General features: G+C 48.3%; 27 protein-coding genes and 1 pseudogene. 4 read left to right on the top strand and 24 right to left on the bottom strand.

The features are described from left to right. Positions 1-35 precede the first annotated feature (35 nt). Complete coding sequence (groES, locus tag QLH52_RS01665) at positions 36-323, bottom strand: co-chaperone GroES (RefSeq protein WP_020484651.1); 288 nt, start codon at positions 321-323, stop codon at positions 36-38. Between the two features lie 207 nt (positions 324-530). On the opposite strand from groES, the gene QLH52_RS01660 reads away from it, so the two are divergent. Next, the gene (locus QLH52_RS01660) at positions 531-1,277 is read left to right on the top strand and encodes a HesA/MoeB/ThiF family protein (RefSeq protein ID WP_319960345.1); all 747 of its coding nucleotides are present in this window, start codon (positions 531-533) and stop codon (positions 1,275-1,277) included. 62 nt (positions 1,278-1,339) lie between these two features. Here the strand turns inward: QLH52_RS01660 and QLH52_RS01655 are convergent, their stop codons facing one another. Further along, positions 1,340-1,546, bottom strand: a complete 207-nt coding sequence (locus tag QLH52_RS01655) for a hypothetical protein (RefSeq protein ID WP_033156006.1) — start codon at positions 1,544-1,546, stop codon at positions 1,340-1,342. A gap of 190 nt (positions 1,547-1,736) precedes the next feature. On the opposite strand from QLH52_RS01655, the gene QLH52_RS01650 reads away from it, so the two are divergent. Further along, positions 1,737-4,430: a cation-transporting P-type ATPase gene (locus tag QLH52_RS01650; protein WP_319960344.1), complete on the top strand. Its 2,694-nt coding sequence runs from the start codon at positions 1,737-1,739 to the stop codon at positions 4,428-4,430. Here QLH52_RS01650 and QLH52_RS01645 read toward each other — a convergent pair. After that, on the bottom strand, positions 4,398-5,021 hold the full coding sequence (locus QLH52_RS01645; protein ID WP_319960343.1) for a TetR/AcrR family transcriptional regulator: 624 nt from the start codon (positions 5,019-5,021) through the stop codon (positions 4,398-4,400). The two genes, QLH52_RS01650 and QLH52_RS01645, sit on opposite strands and share 33 nt — an antisense overlap. 96 nt (positions 5,022-5,117) lie before the next feature. Here QLH52_RS01645 and QLH52_RS01640 point away from each other — a divergent pair, with 96 nt between their 5' ends. Then, positions 5,118-5,585 (top strand): nuclear transport factor 2 family protein, encoded by a 468-nt coding sequence (locus tag QLH52_RS01640; RefSeq protein ID WP_319960342.1) that lies wholly within the window; start codon positions 5,118-5,120, stop codon positions 5,583-5,585. Between the two features lie 86 nt (positions 5,586-5,671). On the opposite strand, the gene QLH52_RS01635 is transcribed toward QLH52_RS01640, so the two are convergent. From QLH52_RS01635 to QLH52_RS01620, 4 genes are all read right to left on the bottom strand, one after another. After that, on the bottom strand, positions 5,672-6,901 hold the full coding sequence (locus QLH52_RS01635) for a pyrophosphate--fructose-6-phosphate 1-phosphotransferase (RefSeq protein ID WP_319960341.1): 1,230 nt from the start codon (positions 6,899-6,901) through the stop codon (positions 5,672-5,674). 70 nt (positions 6,902-6,971) lie between these two features. Further along, the gene (locus tag QLH52_RS01630; RefSeq protein WP_101052039.1) at positions 6,972-7,346 is read right to left on the bottom strand and encodes a hypothetical protein; all 375 of its coding nucleotides are present in this window, start codon (positions 7,344-7,346) and stop codon (positions 6,972-6,974) included. A gap of 112 nt (positions 7,347-7,458) precedes the next feature. Continuing rightward, positions 7,459-8,232: an alpha/beta fold hydrolase gene (locus QLH52_RS01625; protein ID WP_319960340.1), complete on the bottom strand. Its 774-nt coding sequence runs from the start codon at positions 8,230-8,232 to the stop codon at positions 7,459-7,461. A gap of 11 nt (positions 8,233-8,243) precedes the next feature. Continuing rightward, positions 8,244-8,966, bottom strand: coding sequence for a DUF445 domain-containing protein (locus tag QLH52_RS01620; RefSeq protein WP_171696617.1), 723 nt, complete (start codon positions 8,964-8,966; stop codon positions 8,244-8,246). A gap of 77 nt (positions 8,967-9,043) precedes the next feature. On the opposite strand from QLH52_RS01620, the gene QLH52_RS01615 reads away from it, so the two are divergent. Beyond that, positions 9,044-9,607 (top strand): methylated-DNA--[protein]-cysteine S-methyltransferase, encoded by a 564-nt coding sequence (locus QLH52_RS01615; protein ID WP_319960339.1) that lies wholly within the window; start codon positions 9,044-9,046, stop codon positions 9,605-9,607. Between the two features lie 61 nt (positions 9,608-9,668). On the opposite strand, the gene lhgO is transcribed toward QLH52_RS01615, so the two are convergent. From lhgO to QLH52_RS24700, 17 genes and pseudogenes are all read right to left on the bottom strand, one after another. After that, positions 9,669-10,865, bottom strand: a complete 1,197-nt coding sequence (gene lhgO / locus QLH52_RS01610; RefSeq protein WP_319960338.1) for an L-2-hydroxyglutarate oxidase — start codon at positions 10,863-10,865, stop codon at positions 9,669-9,671. After that, positions 10,849-11,430: a D-glycero-alpha-D-manno-heptose-1,7-bisphosphate 7-phosphatase gene (locus tag QLH52_RS01605; protein ID WP_101052035.1), complete on the bottom strand. Its 582-nt coding sequence runs from the start codon at positions 11,428-11,430 to the stop codon at positions 10,849-10,851. The genes lhgO and QLH52_RS01605 overlap by 17 nt, the downstream gene beginning before the upstream one ends. A gap of 15 nt (positions 11,431-11,445) precedes the next feature. Beyond that, positions 11,446-12,327 carry a glycosyltransferase family 2 protein gene (locus QLH52_RS01600; protein WP_319960337.1) on the bottom strand — a complete coding sequence of 294 codons (882 nt, stop codon included), beginning with the start codon at positions 12,325-12,327 and terminating at the stop codon, positions 11,446-11,448. Positions 12,328-12,778: 451 nt separating this feature from the next. Further along, a complete protein-coding gene (locus QLH52_RS01595) occupies positions 12,779-15,142 on the bottom strand; it encodes a hypothetical protein (protein WP_319960336.1) in 2,364 nt (787 codons plus the stop codon). 6 nt (positions 15,143-15,148) lie between these two features. Then, complete coding sequence (locus QLH52_RS01590; protein WP_033155996.1) at positions 15,149-16,273, bottom strand: hypothetical protein; 1,125 nt, start codon at positions 16,271-16,273, stop codon at positions 15,149-15,151. A gap of 173 nt (positions 16,274-16,446) precedes the next feature. Then, positions 16,447-17,844 carry an MBOAT family O-acyltransferase gene (locus QLH52_RS01585; RefSeq protein WP_319960335.1) on the bottom strand — a complete coding sequence of 466 codons (1,398 nt, stop codon included), beginning with the start codon at positions 17,842-17,844 and terminating at the stop codon, positions 16,447-16,449. A gap of 12 nt (positions 17,845-17,856) precedes the next feature. Continuing rightward, the gene (locus tag QLH52_RS01580) at positions 17,857-18,849 is read right to left on the bottom strand and encodes an SGNH/GDSL hydrolase family protein (protein ID WP_319960334.1); all 993 of its coding nucleotides are present in this window, start codon (positions 18,847-18,849) and stop codon (positions 17,857-17,859) included. 213 nt (positions 18,850-19,062) lie between these two features. Beyond that, positions 19,063-20,895 carry a carbamoyltransferase family protein gene (locus QLH52_RS01575; RefSeq protein ID WP_319960504.1) on the bottom strand — a complete coding sequence of 611 codons (1,833 nt, stop codon included), beginning with the start codon at positions 20,893-20,895 and terminating at the stop codon, positions 19,063-19,065. Positions 20,896-20,912: 17 nt separating this feature from the next. After that, positions 20,913-21,026, bottom strand: a complete 114-nt coding sequence (locus QLH52_RS01570; protein WP_230410266.1) for a DUF5989 family protein — start codon at positions 21,024-21,026, stop codon at positions 20,913-20,915. Between the two features lie 52 nt (positions 21,027-21,078). Further along, on the bottom strand, positions 21,079-21,540 hold the full coding sequence (locus tag QLH52_RS01565; protein WP_319960333.1) for a hypothetical protein: 462 nt from the start codon (positions 21,538-21,540) through the stop codon (positions 21,079-21,081). A gap of 37 nt (positions 21,541-21,577) precedes the next feature. Then, positions 21,578-21,709, bottom strand: coding sequence for a hypothetical protein (locus QLH52_RS01560; RefSeq protein WP_319960332.1), 132 nt, complete (start codon positions 21,707-21,709; stop codon positions 21,578-21,580). A gap of 466 nt (positions 21,710-22,175) precedes the next feature. Then, positions 22,176-22,901 (bottom strand): glycosyltransferase family 2 protein, encoded by a 726-nt coding sequence (locus tag QLH52_RS01555; protein WP_319960331.1) that lies wholly within the window; start codon positions 22,899-22,901, stop codon positions 22,176-22,178. Positions 22,902-23,217: 316 nt separating this feature from the next. Beyond that, positions 23,218-23,564: pseudogene (locus tag QLH52_RS01550) on the bottom strand (IS5-like element IS1478 family transposase); the annotation flags it as partial. Positions 23,565-23,716: 152 nt separating this feature from the next. Further along, on the bottom strand, positions 23,717-25,723 hold the full coding sequence (locus tag QLH52_RS01545) for an acyltransferase family protein (protein WP_319960330.1): 2,007 nt from the start codon (positions 25,721-25,723) through the stop codon (positions 23,717-23,719). A 261-nt stretch (positions 25,724-25,984) separates the two neighbouring features. Continuing rightward, positions 25,985-26,200, bottom strand: coding sequence for a transposase (locus QLH52_RS01540; RefSeq protein ID WP_425256855.1), 216 nt, complete (start codon positions 26,198-26,200; stop codon positions 25,985-25,987). Further along, positions 26,193-26,366: a transposase gene (locus QLH52_RS24570; protein WP_425256853.1), complete on the bottom strand. Its 174-nt coding sequence runs from the start codon at positions 26,364-26,366 to the stop codon at positions 26,193-26,195. The genes QLH52_RS01540 and QLH52_RS24570 overlap by 8 nt, the downstream gene beginning before the upstream one ends. Then, entirely contained in the window at positions 26,285-26,521 is a 237-nt protein-coding gene (locus tag QLH52_RS24700) for a transposase (RefSeq protein WP_482194182.1), read from the bottom strand. Before QLH52_RS24700 ends, QLH52_RS24570 begins: the two co-directional genes overlap by 82 nt. Between the last annotated feature and the right edge of the window lie 10 nt (positions 26,522-26,531).

Here is a 26,531-nt window from a genome sequence, read left to right as displayed (position 1 = left end):
TTAAATTGAAAAAGAGTGTGTCGAACGAGTTGGGATTAACCCAAAACACCCATGATGTCTTCTTCGCGCATGACGATGTATTGCTCGCCATCGACTTTAACTTCGGTGCCGGAATATTTGCCGAACAACACGCGGTCGCCAACTTTAACTTCCAGGGCACGTACTTGGCCGTTGTCTAACGGTTTACCTGAACCTACTGCCAACACTTCGCCTTCGCTAGGTTTTTCAGCAGCTGAACCCGGCAACACGATGCCGCCTGCGGTTTTGGTTTCTTCCTCAACACGTTTTACGACGATACGGTCATGTAACGGACGAATTTTCATCAATGTCTCCTCAATGTAGATAAAGTTAAAGGTTAAAAACTGTGTAAAGCAATTTAAAAAACAGCTACCCCCCTTACGGAGGAAGCGAGCTTTTAAGCGGCCTCAGTTTTATTAGCACTCTCTAGCAACGAGTGCTAATAATATCCGGCTTTTGCACTCTGTCAAGCTCTTTGGCATCATCTGCGCCTTACCCAAGCCATACACACTATGAACGACGAACAATTACTCCGTTACAGCCGGCAAATCATGCTGCCGCAAATCGATATTGCCGGTCAGCAAAAATTGCTCGATGCCAAAGTATTAATCGTCGGTGCCGGCGGTTTGGGCTCGCCTGCCTCAATGTACCTGGCTGCAGCGGGCGTCGGCCAGATCACCGTCTACGACGACGACCAAGTCGATTTGACCAATTTGCAACGCCAGATTGCTCACTACACCAGCGATATAGGGTTGGATAAAGTTATTTCAACCCAACAGACTTTGGAAAAAATTAATCCGGGCGTAAAAGTATTGGCTCGCAAACAGCGACTAGCCGGCGAACAGCTACGTGCAGAAGTGGCTGACGCCGACGTAGTGCTGGACTGTAGCGATAATTTCACCACCCGCTTTGCCATCAATAAGGCTTGCGTAGACCAACAAACCCCATTGGTATCCGGCGCGGCGATCCGCTTTGAGGGTCAAGTCAGCGTATTTACCCCTGGGTTAAACGATAGCCCGTGCTATAACTGTCTTTATCAAAGCGATGGCGAGGAATTGCAAAATTGCGCCCGCAACGGCGTGATTGCGCCGATCACCGGCATTGTCGGCAGCATACAGGCCTTGGAGACGATAAAGCTGATAGTCAACACCGGCAGCACATTAACGGGCCGCTTACTGTTGCTGGACGGCCTGAGTATGGAATGGCACAGCATGCGCTTGAAGAAAAACCCACACTGCCCAAGCTGCGGCGCGAAATAAGCCAATCCACATAAAAAAGCCGAGCTAAACCCGGCTTTCTATTGCTGGCAAATAAGACGTAATTAATTTTTTCCCAGTTTGCCTTTAACCATCAGAATGGCTTTGCTGACATTTCTCAATAGCGCCGAATCGCTATCGCCGTGCGGCTCGATGTCGCCGAACGGTTCGCCATTCTTCATGGTGTACATGTAAATGAAATACCCCAACGGTGCGAAAGCGAAGATGGCAATAATCAACATCAACACCACTAATTCGATAACTCCGCCCATATATACCTCCAACTATTTGTTTTTATTTTAATTTAGAATGAGGCCATAGACCTCGGGCATGGACTATAACCCCATCCCTTTTAGGGAACAAGCACAAAGTATTCTTTGTCAACTCAGGGTTTTAACCTCAGGCTAATTTAGCCTTGGGGGCAACTACGCCAACGCCATTTTCAACTATCAATCTGAGCATATGGACCATTACCTTAAAGCCAACTGGCACAGCCAAACGCCGGAAACCGTATTAACGCATTTCGGCGTAGAGCTGGGTCAAGGCCTGAGCAGCGAGGAAGCGCAAAAACGTCTAGCGACTAGCGGCGCCAACCGCCTGACCGCTCGCCGCGGCAAAGGCCCTTTGCTTTTGCTATTGGCGCAATTTCATCAGCCCCTGATCTACATCCTGCTGTTTTCCGCGGCCACCACCGCTTTCCTGGAGGAATGGACCGACAGTAGCGTAATTTTTGGTGTGGTCATTATCAATGCGGTGATCGGCTTCGTTCAGGAAGCCAACGCCCTGAAAGCGATTAACGCCCTGGCTCAGACCTTGAATATCAGCAGCAACGTCCTGCGTGACGGCCAGCGCCGAAGTATTGCTGCTGCCGAGTTAGTTCCCGGCGATTTGGTATTCCTGCAATCCGGCGACAAGGTGCCTGCCGATCTGCGCCTCTTGCAAAGCCGCGAGTTGAAAATCGACGAATCCGCGCTAACCGGTGAATCGGTACCGGTGGAAAAGCAGGCACAGACTCTACCCTCGGCCACCTTATTGGCTGATCGCGCCAATATGGCGTATTCCTCGACGCTGGTCAGTTACGGCAGTGCACTGGCCGTGGTGGTCAGTACCGGCGATAACACCGAGATTGGCCGCATCAACAAGCTGATCGGCAGCGCCGAACCGCTGGAAACGCCGCTAACGCTAAAAATGAGCCAATTCAGTCAATTGTTGCTCTGGGTCATCATCGGCTGTGCGGCCATTACCTTTGCGGTCGGCGTCTGGCGCGGTGAAACCATGTTGGACATGTTCATGGCCTCGGTGGCACTGGCTGTCGGCGCCATCCCGGAAGGTCTGCCCGCGGCGCTGACGATTACGCTGGCTATCGGCGTCTCGCGTATGGCCAAACGCAACGCCATCATCCGCAAACTGCCGGCGGTGGAAACCCTGGGCAGCACCACGGTGATTTGCTCCGACAAGACCGGCACCTTGACGCAAAACCAAATGACCGTGCAATTCGTGCAGGCAGGCAGTGAAATATTCGAGGTCAGCGGCAGCGGCTACACGCCGGACGGTGAATTTACAAACCATAACCAAGCGGTCGACCCGTCCCTTAAACCAGCACTATTGGAATGTTTAAAAGCCGGCCTGCTGTGCAACGACGCCCGATTAATCGCCGACACCGACAACTGGCGTATCGAAGGCGACCCTACCGAGGCCGCCTTGCTGGTAGCCGCCCACAAAGCCGGTCTGCATCAAGCCAGCGTCAGCGGCGACCATCCGCGCCTGGACGCCATTCCGTTCGAATCCGCGTACCAATTCATGGCCACTCTGCATCACAACCTGGCCGAAGACGCCCGGCATATTTATTTAAAAGGCTCGCTGGAAAGCCTGTTACAGCGCTGCGACAAGGCCTTTTCCGCCGATATGCGATTGGTTCCGCTGGATAAAAACGGGCTTAACCAACAAGCCGAAGCCTTTGCCGCACAAGGCTTGAGAGTCCTGGCTTTTGCGCGCGCTGAGCATGATGACGATGCGGTTGAACATCGCGAAGTGGGTGGCGGCCTGACCTTTTTGGGCTTGCAAGCCATGATCGATCCACCCCGCCCCGAAGCTGCCCGAGCCATTGCCGCCTGTTATAAGGCCGGCATCTCGGTGAAGATGATCACTGGCGACCATCCCGTCACCGCGCTGGCCATCGCTAAGCAGCTCAACATGCGCCATACCGAACGTGTGATCAGCGGCGCCGACTTGCAACACTACAGCGAAGCTGACTATCGCAAACACGTCAAAGACTGCGATGTCTTTGCCCGCATCGCGCCGGAGCAAAAGTTGCAATTGGTGCAAGCCTTGCAGGCCAACGGTCACGTGGTAGCCATGACCGGCGACGGCGTCAACGATGCCCCGGCACTACGGCAAGCCAACATCGGCGTGGCGATGGGCATGGGCGGCACCGAAGTCGCCAAAGAAGCGGCGGCCATGGTGCTGACTGACGATCATTTCGCCACCATCGAAGCCGCCGTCGAAGAAGGCCGCGGCGTGTTCGACAATCTGGTCAAATTCATCGCCTGGACCTTACCGACCAATCTCGGTGAGGGCCTGGTGATTACCGCCGCGGTGTTCGCCAATGTGGCGTTGCCGATTACCCCCCTGCAAATTCTCTGGATCAATATGACCACCGCAGTACTGCTGGGTTTAATGTTGGCTTTCGAACCCAAGGAACCGGGTCTGATGCTCCATAAGCCACGCAATCCCAAGCAAGCTATCCTGACCAAACGCCTAATGTTTCGTATCTGTCTGGTCGGCCTGTTGTTGCTGGCCGGCGCGTTCGGCTTGTTTGAATGGGAACTATCGCAAAACGCAACCCTAGCTAAGGCCCGCACAGTCGCCGTCAATGTGTTTGTGTTTGGCGAATTGTTTTACCTATTCAACTGTCGCTCGCTAAATTACTCGATGTTCCGAGTCGGCGTTTTTTCCAATTTATGGCTGATTTTTGGTGTCGTCAGCATGATTTTGCTGCAACTGCTGTTTACCTATTGGCCAACGATGCAGGCCTTATTCGGCAGCGAGGCAATCGGTCGGGAGGAGTGGCTGTTGATTTTGGGGGTTAGCTCAGTTATTTACGTAGCGATAGGCCTGGAAAAACTAGTCGTCCGGCGCTTTAACCGCCGGCGTTGATTGCGCGAAGGCATTCAGTGCAACTAATAGCGTCTCCAAGCTTTTCAGGGACTGCTTTTCCGCGACCTCTGGCGCTTCCAGCTGCGCTTTAACAATCGCGCCGTCTATCGCCACCGCAGCCGCATTCGCCAGCTGCTGCCGGTTTGGGCCATCCGGCAACAGTTCGGCAATTACCCGCACCATATCTTGTTTATGCTGGTAGCAAATTTCCAGCACATCGGGCAACACGCCGCCCAATTCGGCGACGGTATTGATAAACGCGCAGCCGCGATAAATAGGCTTGCGAAACCATTCTGCCATAGTCGCCACCAGCGGCATCAATCCCGCACCCGCTTGCCCGCCGTGACGCTGTAAGGCATCGTTAAACCAGGCCATCCACAGGTCGTGCCGGTAAGCCAAAAACGCCCGAATCAAATCATTCTTGCTGGGGAAATACCGGTAAAACGTCACCTTCGTCACGCCGGACTCGGCAATTACTTTGTCGATGCCGGTGGCGCGGATGCCGTCGCGATAAAACAAATCATGCGCGGCCAGTAATATCCGCTCGCGAGGCGGGCGGTCCGACAGAATGGTGGCGGAATCAGAGATCATGTTTCGATTGTAGACAAGTCTGTCTACAATTGCTACCATCGCCACAAGTAGACAAACCTGTCTACTTACTTTCTCACCCTAGTCAGGAGCTTAACGATGGACAGCAAACCGCCTTTACCGCCCTTTACCGCCGACACTGCCACGCAAAAAGTCCGCATGGCAGAAGATGCCTGGAATAGCCGCGATCCGGATCGCGTCGTGCAGGTGTATACCGAAGACAGCCGCTGGCGCAATCGCGCCGAGTTTCCGGTAGGTCGCGGGCAAATTCGTGAGTTTTTACAGCGCAAATGGACCAAGGAATTGGATTATCGACTAATCAAAGAATTATGGGCTTTTGCCGACAACCGTATCGCGGTGCGCTTCGCTTACGAGTGGCATGACGATGCCGGCAACTGGTTTCGCAGCTACGGCAACGAAAATTGGGAGTTTAACGAATACGGATTAATGCAGCGTCGCTTTGCCAGCATCAACGATTTGCTGATTAAGGCCGATGATCGTTTATTCCATTGGCCGCTGGGCCGGCGACCCGACGATCATGCCGGCTTAAGCGAATTGGGCTTGTGAAACTTGGCGGTGGAGGCGAATTTATTCGCTTCCAGTAAATAAAAAAGGGCGGATAAATCCGCCCCTATGATCAAGCCAAAACTTTATTAATGGCTGACTTCGACTTTGCCGCCCTTTTTCTGACCAATTTCCGCCAGCGTTTGGGTGAACCAGTCGGTATCGATATTGAACGGCTTGCCGCCTTTGATGCGTGGAAACTCGATAGCGCGCAATATGTTGCCGTTATCTTCGTCGTGGCCCATCACGCCGGATTCGCGGCGGAACGCGCATTCCACGGCCAGGTCAGCGCAAGATTTGATCAGACGCATATCATCAACATTGGCTGCTGCGGCGCGGGCGAAATAACCGGATTTCTGCACCAGGGTTTTTTCCGCACCGATCATTTGCGCGAATTGCTCGCCAAACCATTTGCCCGGATTGACTGCATCCAGCTTGATGTGGCCGAACGCATCACGCGGCACTTCTTGGCCTTTAGCTTGCAGTTCGGCCACGATAGCTTCCACACCGGCGCCTTCGGACACGAAGATATTCACGCAATCGACTTTGTCCATCACCGCGCGTAAACGCGCCGCTTCGGCTTCCAGATCGATAGCCATTTCCGGAACGAATACCGCATGCACTTCATACGATTCACGAGACAAGCCCAGCTCAGGCAGCCACTCGGCGCGATCCAGCAATTTGCGATATTCCTGCGCGGTCGCGGCGGTCAGCCAGCCACAGTTACGGCCCATCACTTCGTGGACGATCAGCATGCGTGGGTTGGAATTGTTCTCGGCCACCACGTTCATGAAGTAACGTGCGCCTTGTTCGGCGGCAGTCCAGGCACCCAGGGATTGTTTGATCGGGAATACGTCGTTATCGACGGTTTTTGGCAAACCGATCACGGTCAGACCGTAGTTGTTTTTCGCCAGAAATGCGGCCAAATCGGCCGCCGCAGTATTGGTATCGTCACCGCCGATAGTGTGCAGAATATCGACGCCGTCTTTAATTAACTGGTCGGCAGCGACTTTTTGCGGGTCTTCGCCTTCTTTCACCAAACCGCGTTTCACGCAGTCTTTGATATTGGTCAGCTTGACGCGGCTGTTGCCGATCACTGAACCGCCGAAACGTTGCAGCAAGCCGGCTTTTTTGCGGACTTCATCGGTCACAACATAGGAGTCACCCAGCAGCAGACCTTTGTAGCCGCCACGGTAGCAAATAATTTCGATGCTAGGATCAATTTCTGTGTAGCGTTCAATCAGGCTGCCGATAGCGGAGTTCAGGCAAGGCGCCAAACCGCCGGCCGTGAGGATTGCAACTTTTTTGGGTTTGTTCATGGGCGTTTCAAATAAAAAGTTAAGAAAAAAGTGATGGCTCGGCGTACCAACCATCAGCTATCGCCGCGTCTCAGCGCCGGCGTTGCGATCCTTTTTGCCGCAACACTCGCCAAAACGGTGCAAGCCGCGCGATTCTAACACAAGCTTTTCTTTTATCAGGCAACGTTCGATGATCGCTCAGCTCACCCAGCTTAACCGGCTGCGCCACAAACACTACCGCAGCAAAATCCAGTGGCGCGGAGGCCCGAATAAAAGCGGAGTAGGTTAGCGGCTCGACATCGGTCGTAGTGATACTAACTTTGGTTAATTCACCGCAATCGCTTAGCGAAAGCGACAAATAATCGCTGAGCCCGTGTTCGGCCTGTGTGAGCAACAAATCCTCAAGCGGCACCGCAAGTTTGCCTCGTTTGATACCTTGAATGTGTTGATATGAATTATCTGTCATCTGTTACCGCTCCGCACTGAACTAGCTAAATTGCAGTAGCAAGCTTATCGTCCTTGCGATTTATCGCCAGTGTACCAAGGTTCTAAACCAGCCTAGATCAAGCACTTAAGCGCTAAGCGGCCAGCAACCAATCTTCCACCAAGCGACAAAACGCATCCGGCGCCTCAACGTATAACCAATGGCCGGTATCTGGAATTTTCGCGATCTTTGCTTGCGGAAACACTGCATAAATCGCTTCTTCATCCAGATATTTGGAATTGCCGCCACCGATGAATAACACCGACCGGACGAACCGGCGTTCGCCGACTTCTGGAAAGCCGACTATGTGATGGGCATTTTTTTGAATAATATCCAGATTGATCCGCCAGTAGTAATTGCCGTCTTTCAGCAGCAGATTTTGCAGCAAAAACTGCCGGTAGGCCAGATCCGGAACCGCCTCGGCTAGCGCCTCTTCCGCTTGCTTTCGGTTGCCAATGCTATCCACCGGCAAACGACTAAGAGCGTCGACCAGATCGTCGAAGCTATGCTGATAACTGACCGGCGCGATGTCCGCAACGATTAAACCAGCCACCCGCTGCGGATGATGCAAGGCAAACCACATCACCGCCTTGCCACCCATGCTGTGCCCGAGCAGATGCGCGCTGGGAATAGCGTGGCTATCCATAAAAGCCAACAAGTCGGCGGCCATGCTGGGGTAATCCAACACCTCGGCATGCGGCGAACTGCCGTGGTTGCGCATATCCAACACATAAACATGCCGCTGCTCCGCTAGGCGTTTGGCCACCGAACGCCAGTTACGCGAGGCGGCCAGAAAACCATGCACAATCAGTAATGGCGTGTCGCCGGGTTCGCCGAAACTATCGTAAGCCAGTTCGATGGTCGTCATCGTCACTGCGCTCAAGCAAAACCGAAGATTGCGCCCAATATCCCACCGAATACGCCGCCCCACACCACCAGCCAACCCAAATGTTGCTTGATGATGGATTGCACCATTTCCTTGACCAATTGCGGCGTTAATTCGCTCAAACGCCTGTCGATCACCATTTCGATTTTGCCGGTCAAATCCTCGCCAATCTTGTGCGCATTCAATCCTTGCTGTAAAGCGTGTTTAAACCGTTCTGACTCCACCATTTCCGAGAGGGTATGCTGCATTTTTTCGGTAAAAGGTTGTTTTAGCGGCAATAACGCCTCTTCGCCGCCCATCATCAACAACATGCCACCAAACGAAGAAGCCATAATGGAAGATACCAAGCCTTCGTAAACCTTGTCGTAATCGACAGCATTTAGCAAAGGTTGCAAATTCAACACCTTGCCGCCCTGCTGCTCTTCCGTTTCGATGAACTGTTCGATATTTTCCACCGTGAAAAATTGCTGCATCATCAAGGCCTTGATCGATGCTTTAAACTCTTCGAAACGCGCCGGGATAATCCCCGAGCCATACAAAAACGGCACCTTTTCGAACAGCATATGAATAGCCAACCAATTGGTAATTGCCCCGGAAAATGCAAAAAAACCAATTGCTTTCAGCGTTTCCGGATAAAACGGGCTGACATAGCCGACAGCGATAATCAGCAGGGAGATAAAGTTGGTTAAAAAGCTTTGATTCAGTAATTTTTTCATTATTTTGTTAAGTAACATGCTAACAGCAAATTTTGCCAAACACTGTTGCCGTAGGCCAGCATAAATTGGGACTAAATATGAACAATACTATTTCTCCGAACCATAACGGTGAACCCGGCAACCAAATTCGATTTGCAACCGGGATGTGTCCGTTGGGCTGGCTGCTAGTGGCGGTTAAACCAACCGGCGTTTGCGCAATAGCCTTGGGCGATGCTCCGGAGGATTTAACCACAGCCTTCCAGGATAAATATCCTGAAGCGGAGTTTATAGACGGCTCACTCGAATTCGAACGCATTTTCGCCGCATTGCGACAATTTATCGACATACCGGAGCAAGGACTGGCGCTGACATTGGATACAGGCGGAACGCCGTTCCAACAGCGCGTTTGGCAGGCATTACGGGAAATCCCTGTCGGTGCCACCGCTAGTTACAGCGAGATTGCTCGGCGCATAGGTTCGCCGAATTCGGCGCGTGCGGTGGCAAGCGCTTGCGCCGCCAATCCTTTGGCCATAGCCATACCATGCCACCGGGTATTAAGGATTGACGGAAAATTATCGGGTTATCGCTGGGGCCTGGAACGCAAAGCGGCGTTATTACGCCGGGAGTTGCTTTACAAAAAGCAAATAATCGAAATCGGATGATAAAACCATAATCCGCAAATTGGCAGCCCGCGCCGATGAAAACCCATTTATTCAAGGCCCGCTAAATGGCTTGGCAACGTTCCGCAATCATTCTGCCGATGGGAAGTGCTGAAGTCGCGGCCGGCGAAGGCGCATTGCAGACGTGCAGCATGCGCTCGGTCTGCTTAAACAGAAAATCGTGGACGGCCTGGCCTTCATTGGTAACAACCTGAGCACGGATACCCGCCCGGAACGGCAATAAATCTTCAACGCTTAACGACGGGCAATATTTGCGGCATTTCCGAAGGTAAGCCCGTTTGCTCAACGACGTCACCAACTCTTGCCGCGCGTGGTGGCGGTAGCGATAAATCAATTTCCAGAACCCAGGAAATCCTAAAAAATCTGCGCAATCTCGCCGGGAAAACGATAACTTGGGATAGCCTTCGCGGGCGAAACCAATCACCGCGTTTGGCCCCACAGTCACGCTCCCGTCTATCATACGGGTCAAGTGAATACCCAGGAACGGCAGCGCCGGGTCGGGCGCCGGATAAATGAGGTGGTTGACGACCGCATTTTTGGCTTGCGGCAATTGAAAATATTCGCCGCGGAAGGGCACGATACGAAAATCAACATCCAGGCCTGCCAAGCGGGCCAACCGGTCGGCTTGCAAACCGCCGCAGACGATCAATTGGCCTGCGCGAAAGAGCTCTCCGCCGCCCCCGACCTCAACGTAGTGGGTACTCTCCTCAATACGATCCACCTGCAAACCGTAACGCACCACCGCACCGCCTTGCACCACTTGTTCGGCCATTTTACGGCATACCAAGCCGTAATCGACAATCGCCGTTTCCCGGCTATACAAGGCAGCAATTCCATGAATATTTGGCTCACTGCGTGCAAGCTCAGCTCCGTCGAGGCGTTCCAATTGCAATCCGTTAGCAATCGCGCGGTCGTACAGTGTATTGATCCGTTCGTGCTCCACGCTGTCAGTCGCTACGATAAGCTTGCCGCATTCGTCGTAGGGAATCCCATGCGCGCGGCAAAAATCCTTGGTCGCCACCAACCCCTCCCTACACAGACGCGCCTTCAGGCTCCCCGGCTCATAATAAATACCTGCATGTATGACGCCGCTGTTGTGACCGGTCTGATGTCGACCGGGAATCTCCTCTTTTTCCAACAACACAATGCGAGCGTCTGGATGGCGTTCCTGCAGCGTCAGTGCAGTTGCGAAACCGACGATACCCCCGCCGATAATGCAAAAATCAGAAAACGTCGTCATGTTGCCCCTTCAAATAATGCTGATCGAGAACTGAGCAAGCCTCGGCAAGCGAATATATAGCCACAGTCGGTCGGGCGTCGTTGGCATCCTCTCCCAGCAACAGCGTCACGCCAACCCCCGCCGCTTTTGCGGCAACGATATCGGAATGTTTGTCTCCCAAAAGCAGGGAACGGGACAGATCCAAACCAAGTTCGTCGCGAGCCCGCAACATCATCCCTGGATTGGGTTTGCGTTCGAAAGACTCACGTTTGTAGTCGCCAACACCGTGCTCGGGATGAAACGGACAAAAATACACCGCTGCCAACGGCGCACCTTCCGCCGCGAAGCGCTCACTCATCCAGGCCGTAAGCGCGTGAAATTGCGCTTCCGTATAAAAGCCCCGTCCGATGCCGGCCTGATTGGTCACCACCACCAACACCAAGCCCAAGCGGGTTGCCAGACGGCATAGGTCGAAAATGCCGTCAACGAATTCAAAATCTTCGATACGGTGGACGTAATTCTTTTCGACGTTGATAACGCCGTCGCGATCCAGGAACAATGCAGGTTTTGCGTAAGTTTTCGTCATAGAACGGCTAACCCGTCAAACAAACGGTTTCAGCAAACCGTGAGCGGCCAGTTGCCTGCCCAAAAACCATATCCATAACGATAAGCGCCAACGCAACGGCAAACCTTTATCCAAAAAAATAAAACGTGTGATATAGCTTGCGACACCCAGCATTCCATGAGGCACTGAACTCGGAACACAATCATCCAAAGCGGCCGGCACCGTTTCCTTCTGACTCACTTCAGATAATGCCCTGGCACGATTTGCCCGCATGGTGATTAGCGACAAGAAATCGCCATCATCTGCAAACCTTCCTCGCTGCCGGTAGGTATCATCCATGGGCGCCTTTCCTGCCCGATAATGCATATGCTCGAATATAAGCTCAGGTAAATAGCGAATACGTTTTAGGCCCAGTTTCTCCAAACGCTTAAAAATGTCCATAAGGTGATAATCGATGAAGGCACCTTTATAAATCATTGGAAAAGGCTCTCTTAAAATCTCGCAAGTTTTTCGGGAAAGGATAGGGAATGTGCAAAGATTTCCTTTCTTAAATAAATCGTTTCCATAGGCCAGATAGATACGATCCGGAATACTGTCATGTAATTGGCGTATTATGCTGTCCCAACCACGAGTGCGAATAATCATATCGTCGTTGGCAAGAACGATAATATCTCCACGCGCCATTTCATAACAGGCGGTATTGTATGCGCCCATGGTTGCCCGAGGCCCTATAATACGTTTAATGCTTAACCCTGGGCATTCCATCGAGTGGCTAGCAAAATCATCCTCGTCCAGGTAAACAATAACTTCCACATATTCCGGATACTCGCTATTCTCGAGAACGCTTTTTAAAAAGTCGTTGGCGCGTTGCAAGCGGCCGCGGCTAGGTAATAGGAGGGAAATCAGCGCATTTTTCATAACGCCTCGATACCATCTAAACTTCCAAGAAATCCAGCCGATCTTGAATAAGCCATTAAACAAAATTTAAAGTTGACGATCAGATATTCCTCGCTCTCGAATTAGAGATTTGATATTCCGCTTTTCCATAAACTAAGGTAGTTTTAGCACGCAACAATATTGGCACCAAAAAAATTTGCCCTTCGGCAACATATACTGAATCATAACAGCCTTAGTTAGACAACACGAGTTGGAATTTCGAATTGTAACTGGATCCTGTACACGACCAGACTTGAAGACAGATCGCACTTTTTATAGCCAATACTCAATAAAAACAACCAGATCGATCCCCCAACGTCAAATATGGACAAATCAAAAACCGAGAGATTGTAAAAACTCTACCTGCCTTTGCGAAGCCGTTGATGGAACGCAACCTGTTGGATTGCAATCGGTTTCGACAGTTTCGATACTCTTATTGCGAAGGCTTTTTCGAGGCACCCTCGGGATTGTGGCTACGGACTGAATTAGGCCGCAAGAAAAGCGAGGATATCCTTGACAACATATACCTTCCGTAGACGCCTACAATCGTCAAGAGTAGAACAATCGTTAAAAGATAATTGATCCAAATCGTCGCAGCGGTCCATCGGGAGCCTCCGGTAAAGCGGAATGTCACCTCATGGTACCCGGGAGTCAATTCTAAGGCCTTAAAGGCAATATTGGCCGGAAGAATTGGCGCGGGATGACCATCGATCTGGGCTTGCCAGCCTGGATGTAGGCTATCCAAATAAATCAGGAATCTGTTTGAACCAACAGGTATCTCAATATTGGCTATCAGTTGGTTGGCACTGAAACGGCGAATTGTAATTACGTCCGCAGAAATGGCCGATGATGAAGTTGGCATCGCGTCGGACCAACCTGGATGACTAGTCTGAACGACCGGCGTTTCGTACAGAGTCGCCGCAGTATTGATGATATGTCTCACCTGGGCGTCGTTATCTGTGAGAACCGGCGTACGAGCTAAATAGAGTTTTGGCGTTTCACAGCCAATTGCAGCCATTAGCGCAGTATCGTTAACGACGCTTCCAAGTGTGAAATATTCCTGCGGAGACTGCCCGTCCGTTACGGCAAGACGTGTCCGAATAAGCGAATCAAATGGCGTACTTATCATATCCACGCGGTGAACCGGAAAACACAGATCGAGCGACAAGCTTCCGTATCCCAAGCTGTTGCGGGCCCCCCATACCTCCATCAGGGATAACTGGTGAATGATGTCCTGCTCGATTTCTCTTCGGCGCATCGAGCTATAAAGCAAGGGACGCACATCGTAGGCGTGACGGAGAGACTGCCAGTGCCTGAACCAATTTAGCGTCATGGCCGGGGCGCGCCACTCCAGCATGAACTTATAACTCATCATTTCCAGCAAAACGCAAACCAGAAGACCGGGACCCAGTATGTCGCGCGTAACTAGCTTAGTCCCAAGCCCAAATGCCACCAGGACAAATAATACAACGATAGCCCACTGCCAATAATGAAAGGCGAAAGGTATATCCAGGCTGGAATCGCTTGCGTAGGCATACTGCCATCCATGCTCAGCATCGACCATGACAAAAACCGCACCCAATGCAATAGTGAGCGAGGTAAGGAACAATGTGTTACGGCCACGTGCGGACCTATTTTCCAGATAATGATCAATACCAAATCCCGAAGCAACGATAAGCAGAATCTTCGCGACCGGCGTGACAAATCCGATGTGGCGAAATTTATCCATCGTGGGGAAAAACCTATAGGCAATTTCCGCCACCCCCCCAGAAGCCCCCAGAGAAAATAGCAGCACCAACCCCACTAAAAGCACGAACACCCCAAAGGCCTTTGTCCTTGCGTGTATCAGGGCAAACGTCACGAACAGTATGGTGAAGAGACCGCTGTAGGCAACAAAAGCAAAACGAACCGGTGCCGCATAGATGAACTCCATAAATTTCACGGGTGATACATATCCCCCATAAGTCAAGAAGATATCCAGCCCGACAGACCCGTTGGCCTGCCGCAGGGAAGTGAAGCTTTGCATGCCGTCGATTACATGCCGGGCAAATTGAACGTTCATAAAAGCGATGACCAGCGCTACGCAGACGATTACCTGCCCTCCTGGATTCGGAATCGCGAAGCGTAGAAGTGACGGCATTTGAGGCCGGAATAGAAGCAGCCAGATACAGACGAATGCGCCCAGCGTGGCCGCAATGAATATCTGCGTATAAAAAAGCCCGCCTAGAGTCATCACAATCAGCGCGAACGCTAAATGTTCCAAGCCTTCACCACGTAGATACCGGGCGGTGTGATACAACAACAATGGATACAGATAAATCAGGTGGAAGTTCCAATGAATCTGCGTCCCCCAAGAAACCGACAGCACACCAGTGATGCCAATGATGATAGGGCTGATGCGGTGCCTATGGAAAAGTGAGGACAGCTGGTAGAGGCCATAGATCAGCAAAGTTTCTTCGAGATAAAGTCCGAACCGAAACAGTAATAGCGTGTCAGTGACGGAAAAGAGTTTTCCCAAAAAAACGGCAGCATAAAAGGCCGGCGTGAACGTGAATGCATAGGCAAAATCCGCCGTGACACCCTGACTGGTAAATGGTAACCAAAGTGGAAACTCATCCGAGAGTAAAAATTCGCGATAGACCGTGCCAAACATCTGGAAGTTAATCATCGTGTCGTGGGCCAATGGCAGATTGGCTGCTGCAAGAGTCCAGAATAGACAGGCATGCAGACTCAGAATGATGACTAGGTCAGAAGGGAAGTAGTTGCCTGTAACATATTTAGGAGCAGTTTCAGTCATGCCTTACTACCGTTTCCACCTGACCATTGAAAAAATAGCTGTAGCAATAATTTCATTTGCGCGTTCGGTCGTATGGGCGAAATCCAGAAACACCTCGCCTTGTTTATTATCAAGAACACTTCTCAAATCTACCGATATAATTCCGTCGGCATTCAATGCGTCATTCTGGTTAGCAAACTTGTCAATGCTATGCGTATACACAAACTCCATTCCTGGAGGGGTCAACAAGAAGTTATCAATAAGCAATTGCTCGTGTTTAGTGCGAGATTTAAGAGAAAAGATGGACGGTTGAAGAAAATGATAAAAATCAGCGCCCGACGCTTTGCTGTATTGATGCGCTAAGCGAATATTATTGGCAAAATTCTCGCTCGCCTTAATCGCCCTTGCGTTTACCTCTTCGGCATTGCGCGTATGTAGAGGGGGTGACTGCTGTTTGATATATTTGAGAAGTTCGGCAAAGTGTATTAATTTTAATTTCTCTAAAACCGGCAATATTCGTGATTCAAGGACACCGGGTTTTTCTGAATTCCGTAGAGTGTTTATATTGAGACCATATTCATAATCGTTGTATACTTTATATATAATATCGCAGCCACCATCGAAAAATATTACAATATCACCTTCTTTTAGCGTTGTTTCGTGTAAGAAAAAAAGTTGCTGCTCGGAGTTCATGGATGAGACACCGTAATTCACGACTTTATATTGAGTCGTAATTTCGTTGATCTTGCGCTGCACTATGCTCGGGATAGTGTATTCGTCCGGTACTTCCTGAGAATATATTGTGGACGCGCCATAAATGTATACAGTATTTTTCGCGTCTTCCGGGACAAACGCCGTCCGGCGATGCCCGTCAATCACATTGATATACTTACCTTCAAAATTTACTAATCTACGGACTTTATCATCAAATTTTCCTTTTTCTCCGTTAGAGGATTCATGCATGAATTCCGCGCTAAAGTAAGGCGAATCAGAATATGCCGGTGGTTTTTTTGCCCTGAAAACCCACCGGGAATCATATGCCGGTAGTTTTTTTATGATGAGCTGACTACATATTTCTATTAAATAACTCGTAACTATAAGAGTCACAAGGACAATGATCAAATTGGATATTCTGTCGAATTTCACCGCCATCAACACGTTCTCTTGTAAGGTTTGTTATCGTTCTTTAAAGGGCTTGACTCCAATCATGCCTATAAGCAACATCCTCAAACTTATCGGTTGATTCGGAGTTTCCAGTCTCTGTGCTGAATACCCGGTTTTGGGTCGTAGGCGGCTTATGGGTAAGCCTTGTTTCGTGCAATTCGTCAGAAATCGAAATAGATAAAAGCCGCAGTATTTCCTTGACTTATTGTGATCGCCACAAGCCAACAGAAAGCCAGCGCAATCCATATAAATTCAGACTGAGCGTAATGAACCACAATTTTGATCCGCCTGATGTCGTCAAACCGGTGTAGCGCGAAGAACACTAAGATCAACAACAACGGAAAAACATTATTGTTGGCGAACGAATCAATCCCGCCCCAACCACCGATAAAGGGGGCCGCCCAGATGTCTAGCGCTTTTGCAATAGTCGGGCTACGAAAGAAGACCGCTGCAAAAGCGAAAAAATGAAATGTCAGCAACACCCCAATCCAATCGGGCATTTTGCCGGATGGCAATCTGCGTAAGACGGGCCGCAACAAATAATTAACCGATATACCGATGCCGTGCAGCAAGCCCCAAATCAAAAAGGTCCAATTCGCACCATGCCATAAACCGCTTAATAGCATGGTGATCAATATATTACGGACGGCCTTGAACCGTCCGCGCCGGTAGCCGCCGAGCGGCTGGAAAAGATAGTCACGAAACCAAAATGACAGCGTAATATGCCACCGGCCCCATAAGTCGCTAAGCGAACGCGCGGCGTAAGGCCGACGGAAGTTATTAGGTAGACGGATTCCGATCGCGAGCGCAAGTCCAATCGCCATGTCGGTATACCCACTGAAGTCGCAATAAATTTGAACCGAGAAACCGTAAATTGCCAACAGCGCGTCCAGAGCCCCAAGCGTCCCGTTTTGGTTATAAACATCATTAACCGCAAAACCGACCTGATCCGCAAATACCAGCTTTTTGACCAAGCCAAGCGAAAAAATCGCCAGCGGCACGGTAAACCGGCGTAGTGTCGCCATGCGCTGCCGTTCGAGTTGCGGCAGCAATTCAGCAGGGCGCAGAATCGGCCCGGCGATTAGATGCGGAAAGAATAAGACATAGGCGAGCACTGCCGATGCGGATGACGTTGCCGGAAACTTGCCTTTGTAGATATCGATGACATAGGCCGTGAGGGTAAACGTGACGAAAGACAAACCAAGCGGCAGCGGCATATTGAGCAAATTGTCTTGCATACCAACGAACGGTCCGATCAGTTCCCTAAAGAAAAAATCCGTGTACTTGTAGAAAACCAGCGGCAAAAATAAACCGATGACGCACGCAACCGTCCGGCGTTTGCGTGCGACTGGATTGACCGCGCCATTCATCCAAATGACGCCGAGGTAGGCGATTGCCGTCAATAAGTAAGGCAGCCATATGTATTCGATTCGCCACCATCCATAAAAAATCGTACTGCCAAGAATGATCAGGTAAATTCTAAATTGCTTGGGAATGATGAAGTGGAGCAGGAAGTAAACGGAAAAAAATACAAAAAATATCGGCGAACTAAATAGCATTCCTTGTCCTGTTTAATTATTGACAGAGGCGTTACCTGATTGGGAAAGCATGGGCAGGATCGCCTCGGCCATTAATCGGTGGCCGAGTGCGTTAGGGTGCGGATCGGTAGGCATCGCCCAGATGTCTTTCGGAGACACACCTTTCATTGTGGGCAGCTGGTCGCAATAAGTGTATCCATACTCAGCCGATACTTGCTTCATGATGTCATGGACAAACCCGAATTTGTAGTCAACTAAGTTGTATGTGATGGGCGTCATGGCCAGATATATCCGAATATTATTCGCTTTGGCATACTCCGAAAGTTGTCTGAGCTTTTCTTTCATTTTGAGCATGCCGGGCGCCTCTGGCTGATAGACGTCGCGATAGTACTGCACCATTGATTGTTCTCCTTTCTTATCGAAGAACCGGTGATAGACGCCCCATAAGATCACCGCCAGTTGACTGTGACGTAACAACAAATTATCTCCGCCAGCAGGCAGGTCTTCAGCGTCGCGCAGACAATAATGCACGACGATATCGGTCGGATGCAGGCCGGTAAGCTCATCAAAAAAACGGGAAACGTAGCGCTCTGTGTTGTAGTTGCCGACGCCGGCGTTAAGCACCTGTACGGGCTGTTTGTCGATAGCGCTTAACGCCGTCTCAAGTCTGGCTTCAAGGGTGTCCTGTTCAGAAACTCCCCAGCCAAATGTGATGGAGGCACCGAGAAAGAGGATTCTTCGTCCGCCAGGCGGCAAAGCAGAAAGCGGGGCACCGCGCAACCCATGCTCGTTGAGGCGAATTTCGACATTCTGCAATATCGCCGATTTTGACCTGACATGATCGAAGTCAAGCATAGGCTCAGGGCGGCGGGTTTTTAGTTCCTTGCCGTAGCGCCACATCTCGATATCGTAGTTGGTCATTGAACTGTTTTTTATGCGCAGGAGGCCTTCTGCGAGACCGAGAGCAATTGCCGACGACAGGCAGAGCAAAATTATCGATAGGAATTTTTTATTAGTTTGTGGCATGGCAACCTTAGCGAAAGTTTGATCTATGAAATTCCAATCACTTGACTTTGGAGTGCCGTCGTTATTTTTGGCGGCTGGTCAACTGGTGTGTATTGGGAAAATCTATTTCTCAAACAAGACAAGGAGGAGAGACTTGTTTTCATTGGCAGTTTTTAATTCAAAAATCAGTTGCTATTCAAGTAATGCGTTGGTTTTCTAATAATCAAGCCGTGGTTAATCCGGCTCAAGAGTGGTGCTGTAATTTGTTTTCAGACGGTTATCCTGTTTTTCTTTGTAGAGAATGTAGTTCTCAATGACCAGTAATTCGATCTCGGAGCCCATGAAACAACGAAACGCATCCTTCGGGCTGCAAACGATGGGTTCCCCTCGAATGTTGAAGCTGGTGTTAATGAGTACAGGGCATCCAGTGCGGGCTTTGAATGCGGAGAGGAGTTCATGAAACCTCGGATTGGTTTCGCGATCTACGGATTGGATTCTTGCGGAATAGTCTACATGGGTCACTGCGGGTATTTCGGAGCGCGGTATATTTAGTTTATCGATCCCGAACAGCGCCGATTCCTGTTCCGTTACTTCCGTTCGCTTGTCTTTGGCTACATTGGCGACGAAAAGCATATATGGGCTGTCGCAATCGAGTTCAAACCACTCAGCCATATCCTCACGCAATATTGCCGGCGCAAAAGGACGAAAGCTTTCGCGATACTTTACTTTTAGGTTTAATGTTTTCTGCATCGCCGGATTACGCGGATCGCCAAGGATGGAGCGAGCCCCCAGCGCTCGAGGGCCAAATTCCATGCGCCCCTGAAACCATCCAACGGCTTTTCCCGCTACCAAAGCATCTACGGTGGCCGTAATCAAATCGGCGTCGCTTAGCCTTTCGAAGCGCGCGCCGGCGCTGGAGAGCTGTTGTTCAATCTCCCCATTATTGTAACTCGGCCCCAGATAAGTGCCGGACATTGCATCTTTTCCATTTGTCCGGCGCGGTTTGTCGCAATGCGTGTAATAAGCAGCCAACGCGGCGCCAACCGCACCTCCGGCGTCACCCGCGGCCGGTTGAATCCAAATGTTTTCGAATTTACCATCGCGCAAGATTCTGCCGTTAGCCACACAATTAAGCGCGACGCCGCCGGCAAGGCAAAGATTTTTACGGCCGGTTTCATTGAATAGGGCTCGCGTCAAGCGAAGCACTATTTCTTCCGTAACCCATTGAATAGATGCGGCAATATCCATGTGCTTCTGGGTCAAAGGCTGCTCGGGCTTTCGCGGCGGATCGCCAAAAAGCGCGTCGAACTTTTTGTTGGTCATCTTGAGGCCAGTGCAATAATCAAAATATTGCATATCCAGCCGAAAACTCCCGTCGGCTTTTAGATCAAGGAGTTTACTCAGGATAACGTCGACATATTTTGTTTCGCCGTAGGGCGCCAGTCCCATTACCTTGTATTCGCCAGAGTTGACTTTAAAGCCAAGATAATAGGTAAATGCCGAATATAAAAGGCCAATCGAATGAGGGAAATGAATTTCCTTCACTGCCTCTAAACGGTTGCCGCATCCGATTGCTACTGAAGTCGTTGTCCATTCGCCGACGCCATCCATAGTTAATACAACGGCTTCCTCGTATGGTGAGGCAAAAAAAGCGGAGGCGGCGTGGCTTTGGTGATGTTCGGCGAATAGCAAACGACTTTCTATATTCGAATCCGCACCCAGGTTTTTCAACTCATCCCGCAGTAATAGCTTTTGAAACAGCTTTTCTTTGAGCCAAATCGGCATTGCCGTTAAAAATGATTGAAAACCACGTGGAGCAAAAGCAATATAGGTTTCAAGAAGTCGTTCGAATTTTAAAAAAGACTTGTCGTAAAATACAACATACTCAATTTGATCCAGATTTTTACCGGCCGCGTTCAGGCAATATTCAATTGCATTTTTAGGAAAAGCTGCATCATGTTTTTTGCGGGTAAATCGCTCTTCTTGCGCCGCGGCGATTATCTGACCGTCTACAATCACACAGGCCGCGCTATCGTGATAAAACGCCGAGATACCTAATATGTTCACGCTTTCTTCGGCAAACTTCAAAATATGGCGTAGATAAATGGCGCGATCGCGGAGCCTTGGCTTAAAACGACCAGACCGCCGACCAAGGCTAGTACGAATATGATCGGTAATAGCCAATATTTCTTTCGCATGGAGAGGAAGACCCAAAGTTCTCGTAAGATATTCAGCATTACTAATTCCACATTAGAATTGATTGTTCATATTTTCTTGTTTAACCACAATAAGCGGTCGATTTTGCCAATATGTTGGCGCTTTGCGATCAAATCTCAGCTTGAGTAAATCTCTTCTGAGGAGGCGCATTAATAGCCCAACAGGCAGAATAGTCAATAAGAAAACGGCTCCCATTATGACGGGATTAATTAAATAAGATAAAACGAGACCCAGACGGTACCAAAGATTATTAAGAGGACGTAGTGGCGCCATCCAAAAATAAGCCAGGAACAGAAAAATGGCGGCAAGGGATAGCCCCGTCAGCCACCAATAATCATAAAAGTCACGGACTCGATATAGCCTTATAAAGGCTATCATTAAAAATACGACAGAAAAAGTTATTCCAAATCCGCGTTCAGTTGGTTTTTCTGCATTCTCTTCTTGGCGCGAGTTTTCAAGCACGTAGCCTGATCGTTTATAAGTGGATTTTCTCATAGATTTTAACTACTAGCGGCACTGGCCGATACGGCGTTTAAACATTGGTAAAAATGGCCGATAAACTGGCGAACAACGCTATCCCATTGCTCAACGCCTCACCCAAATACCGCGCCTGATCAACACCCCAATCCCGCGGCATGACGACAACCGAAGCGATGATCGTCAAACTTTTTCCTTTTTATTATTTGATTTCCCTGATAGGCAATATAAAAAAGTACGCCAGAAACAAGAAAATTGAATACGACACTCAAATCATGGATGAACTAAAGAGCAGCCAATGCAAAACCGGATGAATTTTACTCGTTAGCCTGTTGCATTAGCAGGTTGTTGAAAAAAGAAAATCGGTGGAAAAAATTCCTCAAAATTCTCCAATTTGCTGTGATAAGTCATTTGGTCGCAACGAACAATCAATGACTTACAAATTTCAATTTTGTCAGAAATGCGTTTTTAGGGACAAAAGTGGAGAGGAATTTTAAATTTCAACAGCCTGTTAGGGAACCTCTGATTAATTCGTTAACATGAATTTCTGCGCCAATTAAATCTAATGGCTTGCACATTGATTTTTCTTGAAAAACTGAATTAATCAGAGGCTCCTTAGAATAATACAACCTGTTTCTTTACGGTATGTTTTGTTATCTATTCAGACTAGGATGATAAAACAACGCATCTCGCAATATGGATTTTAATAAAACAAGAGCGCTCTTATATTTTCCTAGCACCCCGGGATGGGCCCGACTTCCTTGCACGCCTATTCTAGGGGGCTCAGAAGAAGAAATTTCCGTTATCTTCAAACCGTACCTAGCACCACGGGTTAATAACATTATTTCCGAAAAATCACTCTTGAATTTATCTATTTCCAATGTGTATAGATGAGACTTTTTGAATGCTTTGTACATCACGAGCCCATCTGTGTATTTTGTTGAGAAAAGTATATTAATAAGACTGGTAAAAAATTTATTAGCAATTCCCGATACGAAATCATCATCTTCCGAAATTGCATCACCTTTGTATCTCGATGCTACAACTATATCATAACCGGCGATTATCTTTTCAATTAGCCTTGGAATATCTTCTGGAATGGAGTTACCGTCCGGCGAAAACGGAATAATGACATCACCTCTAGCCAATTCAAACGCTTCCCAAAAAGCCGCTTTAACTCCTTTTGATTTTTGGTGAACCACATTATATCCTTTAGAAACAAGGTATTCTTTTGAGCCATCATCAGAACCACCATCAAGAATCAATATCTCGTCGCACCAACTTTTGTCTATCCGCGGCATTATAACTTTCAATGCATCTATTTCATTTTTTACAGGAATAAAAAGCGTTGTTATAAATTTTAATTTCGAATTATCCATTTTATTCTTCAAATAAACAGCCACATTATAAATGCAGCTTGCTGCTCTGTTCTTTTCTTAGCCTTTAATAAAAATCCAGCAAGAACACGCCGTCAAATTATTTTTAAATCTATAACTCAATATAATATCGACTTACATCATAAAAGCCCAGCAATAACTAACCGGAATATTAATAGCCACTCTAGGGAACCTCTGATTAATGCAGTTTATCAAGAAAAATCGATGCGTAAGCCATTGATTAATATACAGTGAATTCAATGTTACGAATTAAATAGCCCTCCCTGAAAAAGCCAAAATTTTTCAGGGAGGGCCGTCCTCACACGAACGGTAAAAATTGCTCTGATGAAAATGCGCCCCATAGCCGAAACAGCGACTGCCCAAAATGACGCCAAAAAATCCTCAACCGCCTGAGGATCAAACGGATGTTGTGGCCTGCACCGCACAGGATGGCATGCAACGCATCGCCCATTTCGCCTTTCAGGTTGTTGCGTCCCAATAGTCCGTCGTTCTGTAGGTGGCCGATGATCGGTTCGATGGCGTTGCGGCGTTTCAGGGCACGTTTGAGTCGTCGAGTATCCACGCGCCGTGTTTTTGCCGGGCTTTGTAAATCGTGACCCCGGGTACCTCGACGCCCGGATAACCCAAGTCCACACACGCTTCTTTGGCGCTGGCAGGCATAGCATCAAGTAGCGGCAAGAAATGAATAACGACGCTAGCAAGCAAGGCAAAACCGCTACGCGGAGCACCTAAAACTAGCGGCTTAAATGAATTCATACTCAATTCATTACCATATGAGCGTTCTATTACAGTCAAACTCAAAACACATTCAAATTTTGGTATTTTGCACGAATGATCCCTCCAAGCTTTTTAAAGATTTTAGTTGACGCAGCTGGCGTTAAATGATTATTGTCAGCTGTAATCAAGCTATTTCCGATAATAAAGCTGCAAGTAGATAAATCATCGACAACATCACATAACTGTTCTTGAATATCGAAGTAGTCAACATTTTCTTCATTTGCAATTTTTTGAATTGCCCGGCGCAAATCGACAGTATTAGAAAGTAATCCGTCTCGCGCAATAGACTGAATCTCATACTCGGTGGACTTCTCATTTGCCTCTCGAGCAACTATATCAATTAGCTTCTCTTTAAATATAAATGGCTGCCCAACTACTAAAACTGGCTTACCAATTGCTTTCATGTATCTAATAGTTTCCCGGAAATTATTATAATCCGGGCCAAGCGACGCAAATATCGTCAAATCGATAGCGTTTTTTTCAATAAAGTCAAACATAAATTGATTAGATTGAAGGCAGTAATCCATTCCCCAATTAACACCAGGCCTACAATTTGACGGTGTTGCTTGAAGAAGATTAAATCGCTCTCTAGGCAAATTCTCATTCAACCCCATCCAACTATAACTTGCTACAGAATCTCCCATCAGCAATATATTGATCTTACCATTAACAGGCCGAATACATTCTGCTTGATCAAAGTTTTTAAAATTTGTGAACGAGCAACCTGGCGCCCGAGGTTTCAAGGTACTTAACGAATCTTTTGTTCCTGATAATAAGTACGAGACATTTTTAGGGAAACGCCATCGCCAACCACCATGAGAGTAAACATGCAATGCTGGAGCTCCAACAATTACTAAAGACAATGAAACAGCAAACCAGAATTTACGTCGCCCGGAGGAAGTGCTTTGAAAATCGATCCTTCTAAAAGGCGTTTCAATAAATTTGTATAGTAAAGCGGCGATAGCTATCGATAAAATCAATACAGCGACCTTATCAAGAAAGCTCCATGACTCCGGTTTTATATATTTATAAAATACAATCGTCGGCCAGTGAATAAGGTATACTGAATAACTGATTAGACCCAAGCCAGAAACTAACGGATGCCTCAAAAGCGCACCGAAAAGTCTAGATGTTTTTGCGCCATATATTATTAATGCGACTCCAAAACACGGGAGTAGCGCAAAAGTGCAAGTATAAGCATGCTCATCTTTATGCTGCGTAACCGCATACATAATTGTTAAAAATCCAATAAATACAGCAGCCTCTTTTACCCAATCAGAACGATTTTGACTGTGTTCAACACCTAATAGAGCTGCTCCTAGTGAAAATTCAAATATACGAAATGGCATAAGAAAAAATGCCGAGGATTCAACGTTGGAAAACGAAATGGACAAATATAATCCGAGTTTATTTTGAATTTCAAAAAGATTATTGACATAAGCGATATTTAACAAAACACTGAAAGCGGAAATCAAAAAAAATGCTTGAGTTAAATGCGCTCTTGGGACTCTGCGAAACAAAAATAAAACAATTATCGGCCAAATCAAGTAAAACTGTAGCTCGACGCTAAGAGACCAAGTATGCAACGCGGGCTTTAGATAAGCCGCTTTGTCGAAATAGCCAGATTGACTCCAAAATAATATATTTGACAATCCGACAAAAGCATAAAAAATAGAACCGCCAAGATGTTCAAAATCGTCCGGTCTAAACGATATCTCCGCTATAAAAAATGATAAAAAAAGAGTAAACGCCAACGCCGGAAATATGCGTTTAGTTCGTCTAATCAAAAACAACCCATAGTCAATATTTTTTACACGGGACTGATACAACTCATCCAACAACAATCCGGTTATTAGGTAGCCACTTATTACAAAAAATATATCAACACCGACAAAACCGCCCTTAAAGCCAGCGATCTCAAGATGAAATAAAACAACTAATATGACTGCGATGGCACGGATACCATCAATTTCTTTGTAATAAGTGCTATTTTGCGCGCCCGCAGTGTGCAAAAGCGAACTATTCAAATTTAAGCCCTCGCAAAGTCAAAAAACCAACATTGCCGCAATTAGAAATAATTTCTAACTTTAAATACCGAACCAATGTTGGCGTTTTAATTTTTTAACGCTCCACACTTCTGCATTTTCCTTATGGAACCTCTGAATAATAGCTGTTTTGAAATACATCAGTTTCAATAGCCGATCAAAACTCAAAAACTGACTGATGATTGATCTAAAACAGTCCGATTTGTGCTAGCAATGCGCCTTATTTGGCAATTGCAGACGCAATCAGGCTACGACGTTAGTAGGCATCCCCACGCGGACATTGGCAATCGCTACCAGAAAGGCCAAACGGGCCTGATACCCCGCATCGCCGTGGACGAACTGTTCCTCGCCGTGCAACAACGAGGCTGCTTCCGCGATGTCGCGGACGTTGCCCGAGGTGACTTTGAGGGTATGCACCAAGCCGGATTCGCTATCGACACCAATGTGGAATTTAACCATTGAATGCCTTTCTTGCAGGCATGCATCTCGGGATCGTGCGCTTTGTCCTGATTTCTAGTCGAGGTCGGTGCCGGAACTGCAAAATCATGCTTTCATCCAGCACGGCTTCCAGGCGGATACCGCAAAAACGCCGCAGCGATTCAATCTCATACAGCGCCTCTTCCACTTGTTCCCCATGGGTATGCCCGGATCGGAGTAGTTATAGAGAATCTGTGCGACGTGAACATGCAACATGGTATTCAACGGAAACGGTTTGCGCCCACGTCCTTTACCTGAAGCGTAATCCGGTTCGATCTTCGCTAGCATGACAGCCCACGGCAATAAAGCTTCG

This window comes from Methylomonas defluvii (genome assembly GCF_033949435.1).
Classification (GTDB): Bacteria; Pseudomonadota; Gammaproteobacteria; order Methylococcales; family Methylomonadaceae; genus Methylomonas; species Methylomonas defluvii.
Note: the sequence above shows the minus strand (reverse complement) of the source record. Positions and strands in the feature narration are given on the sequence as shown.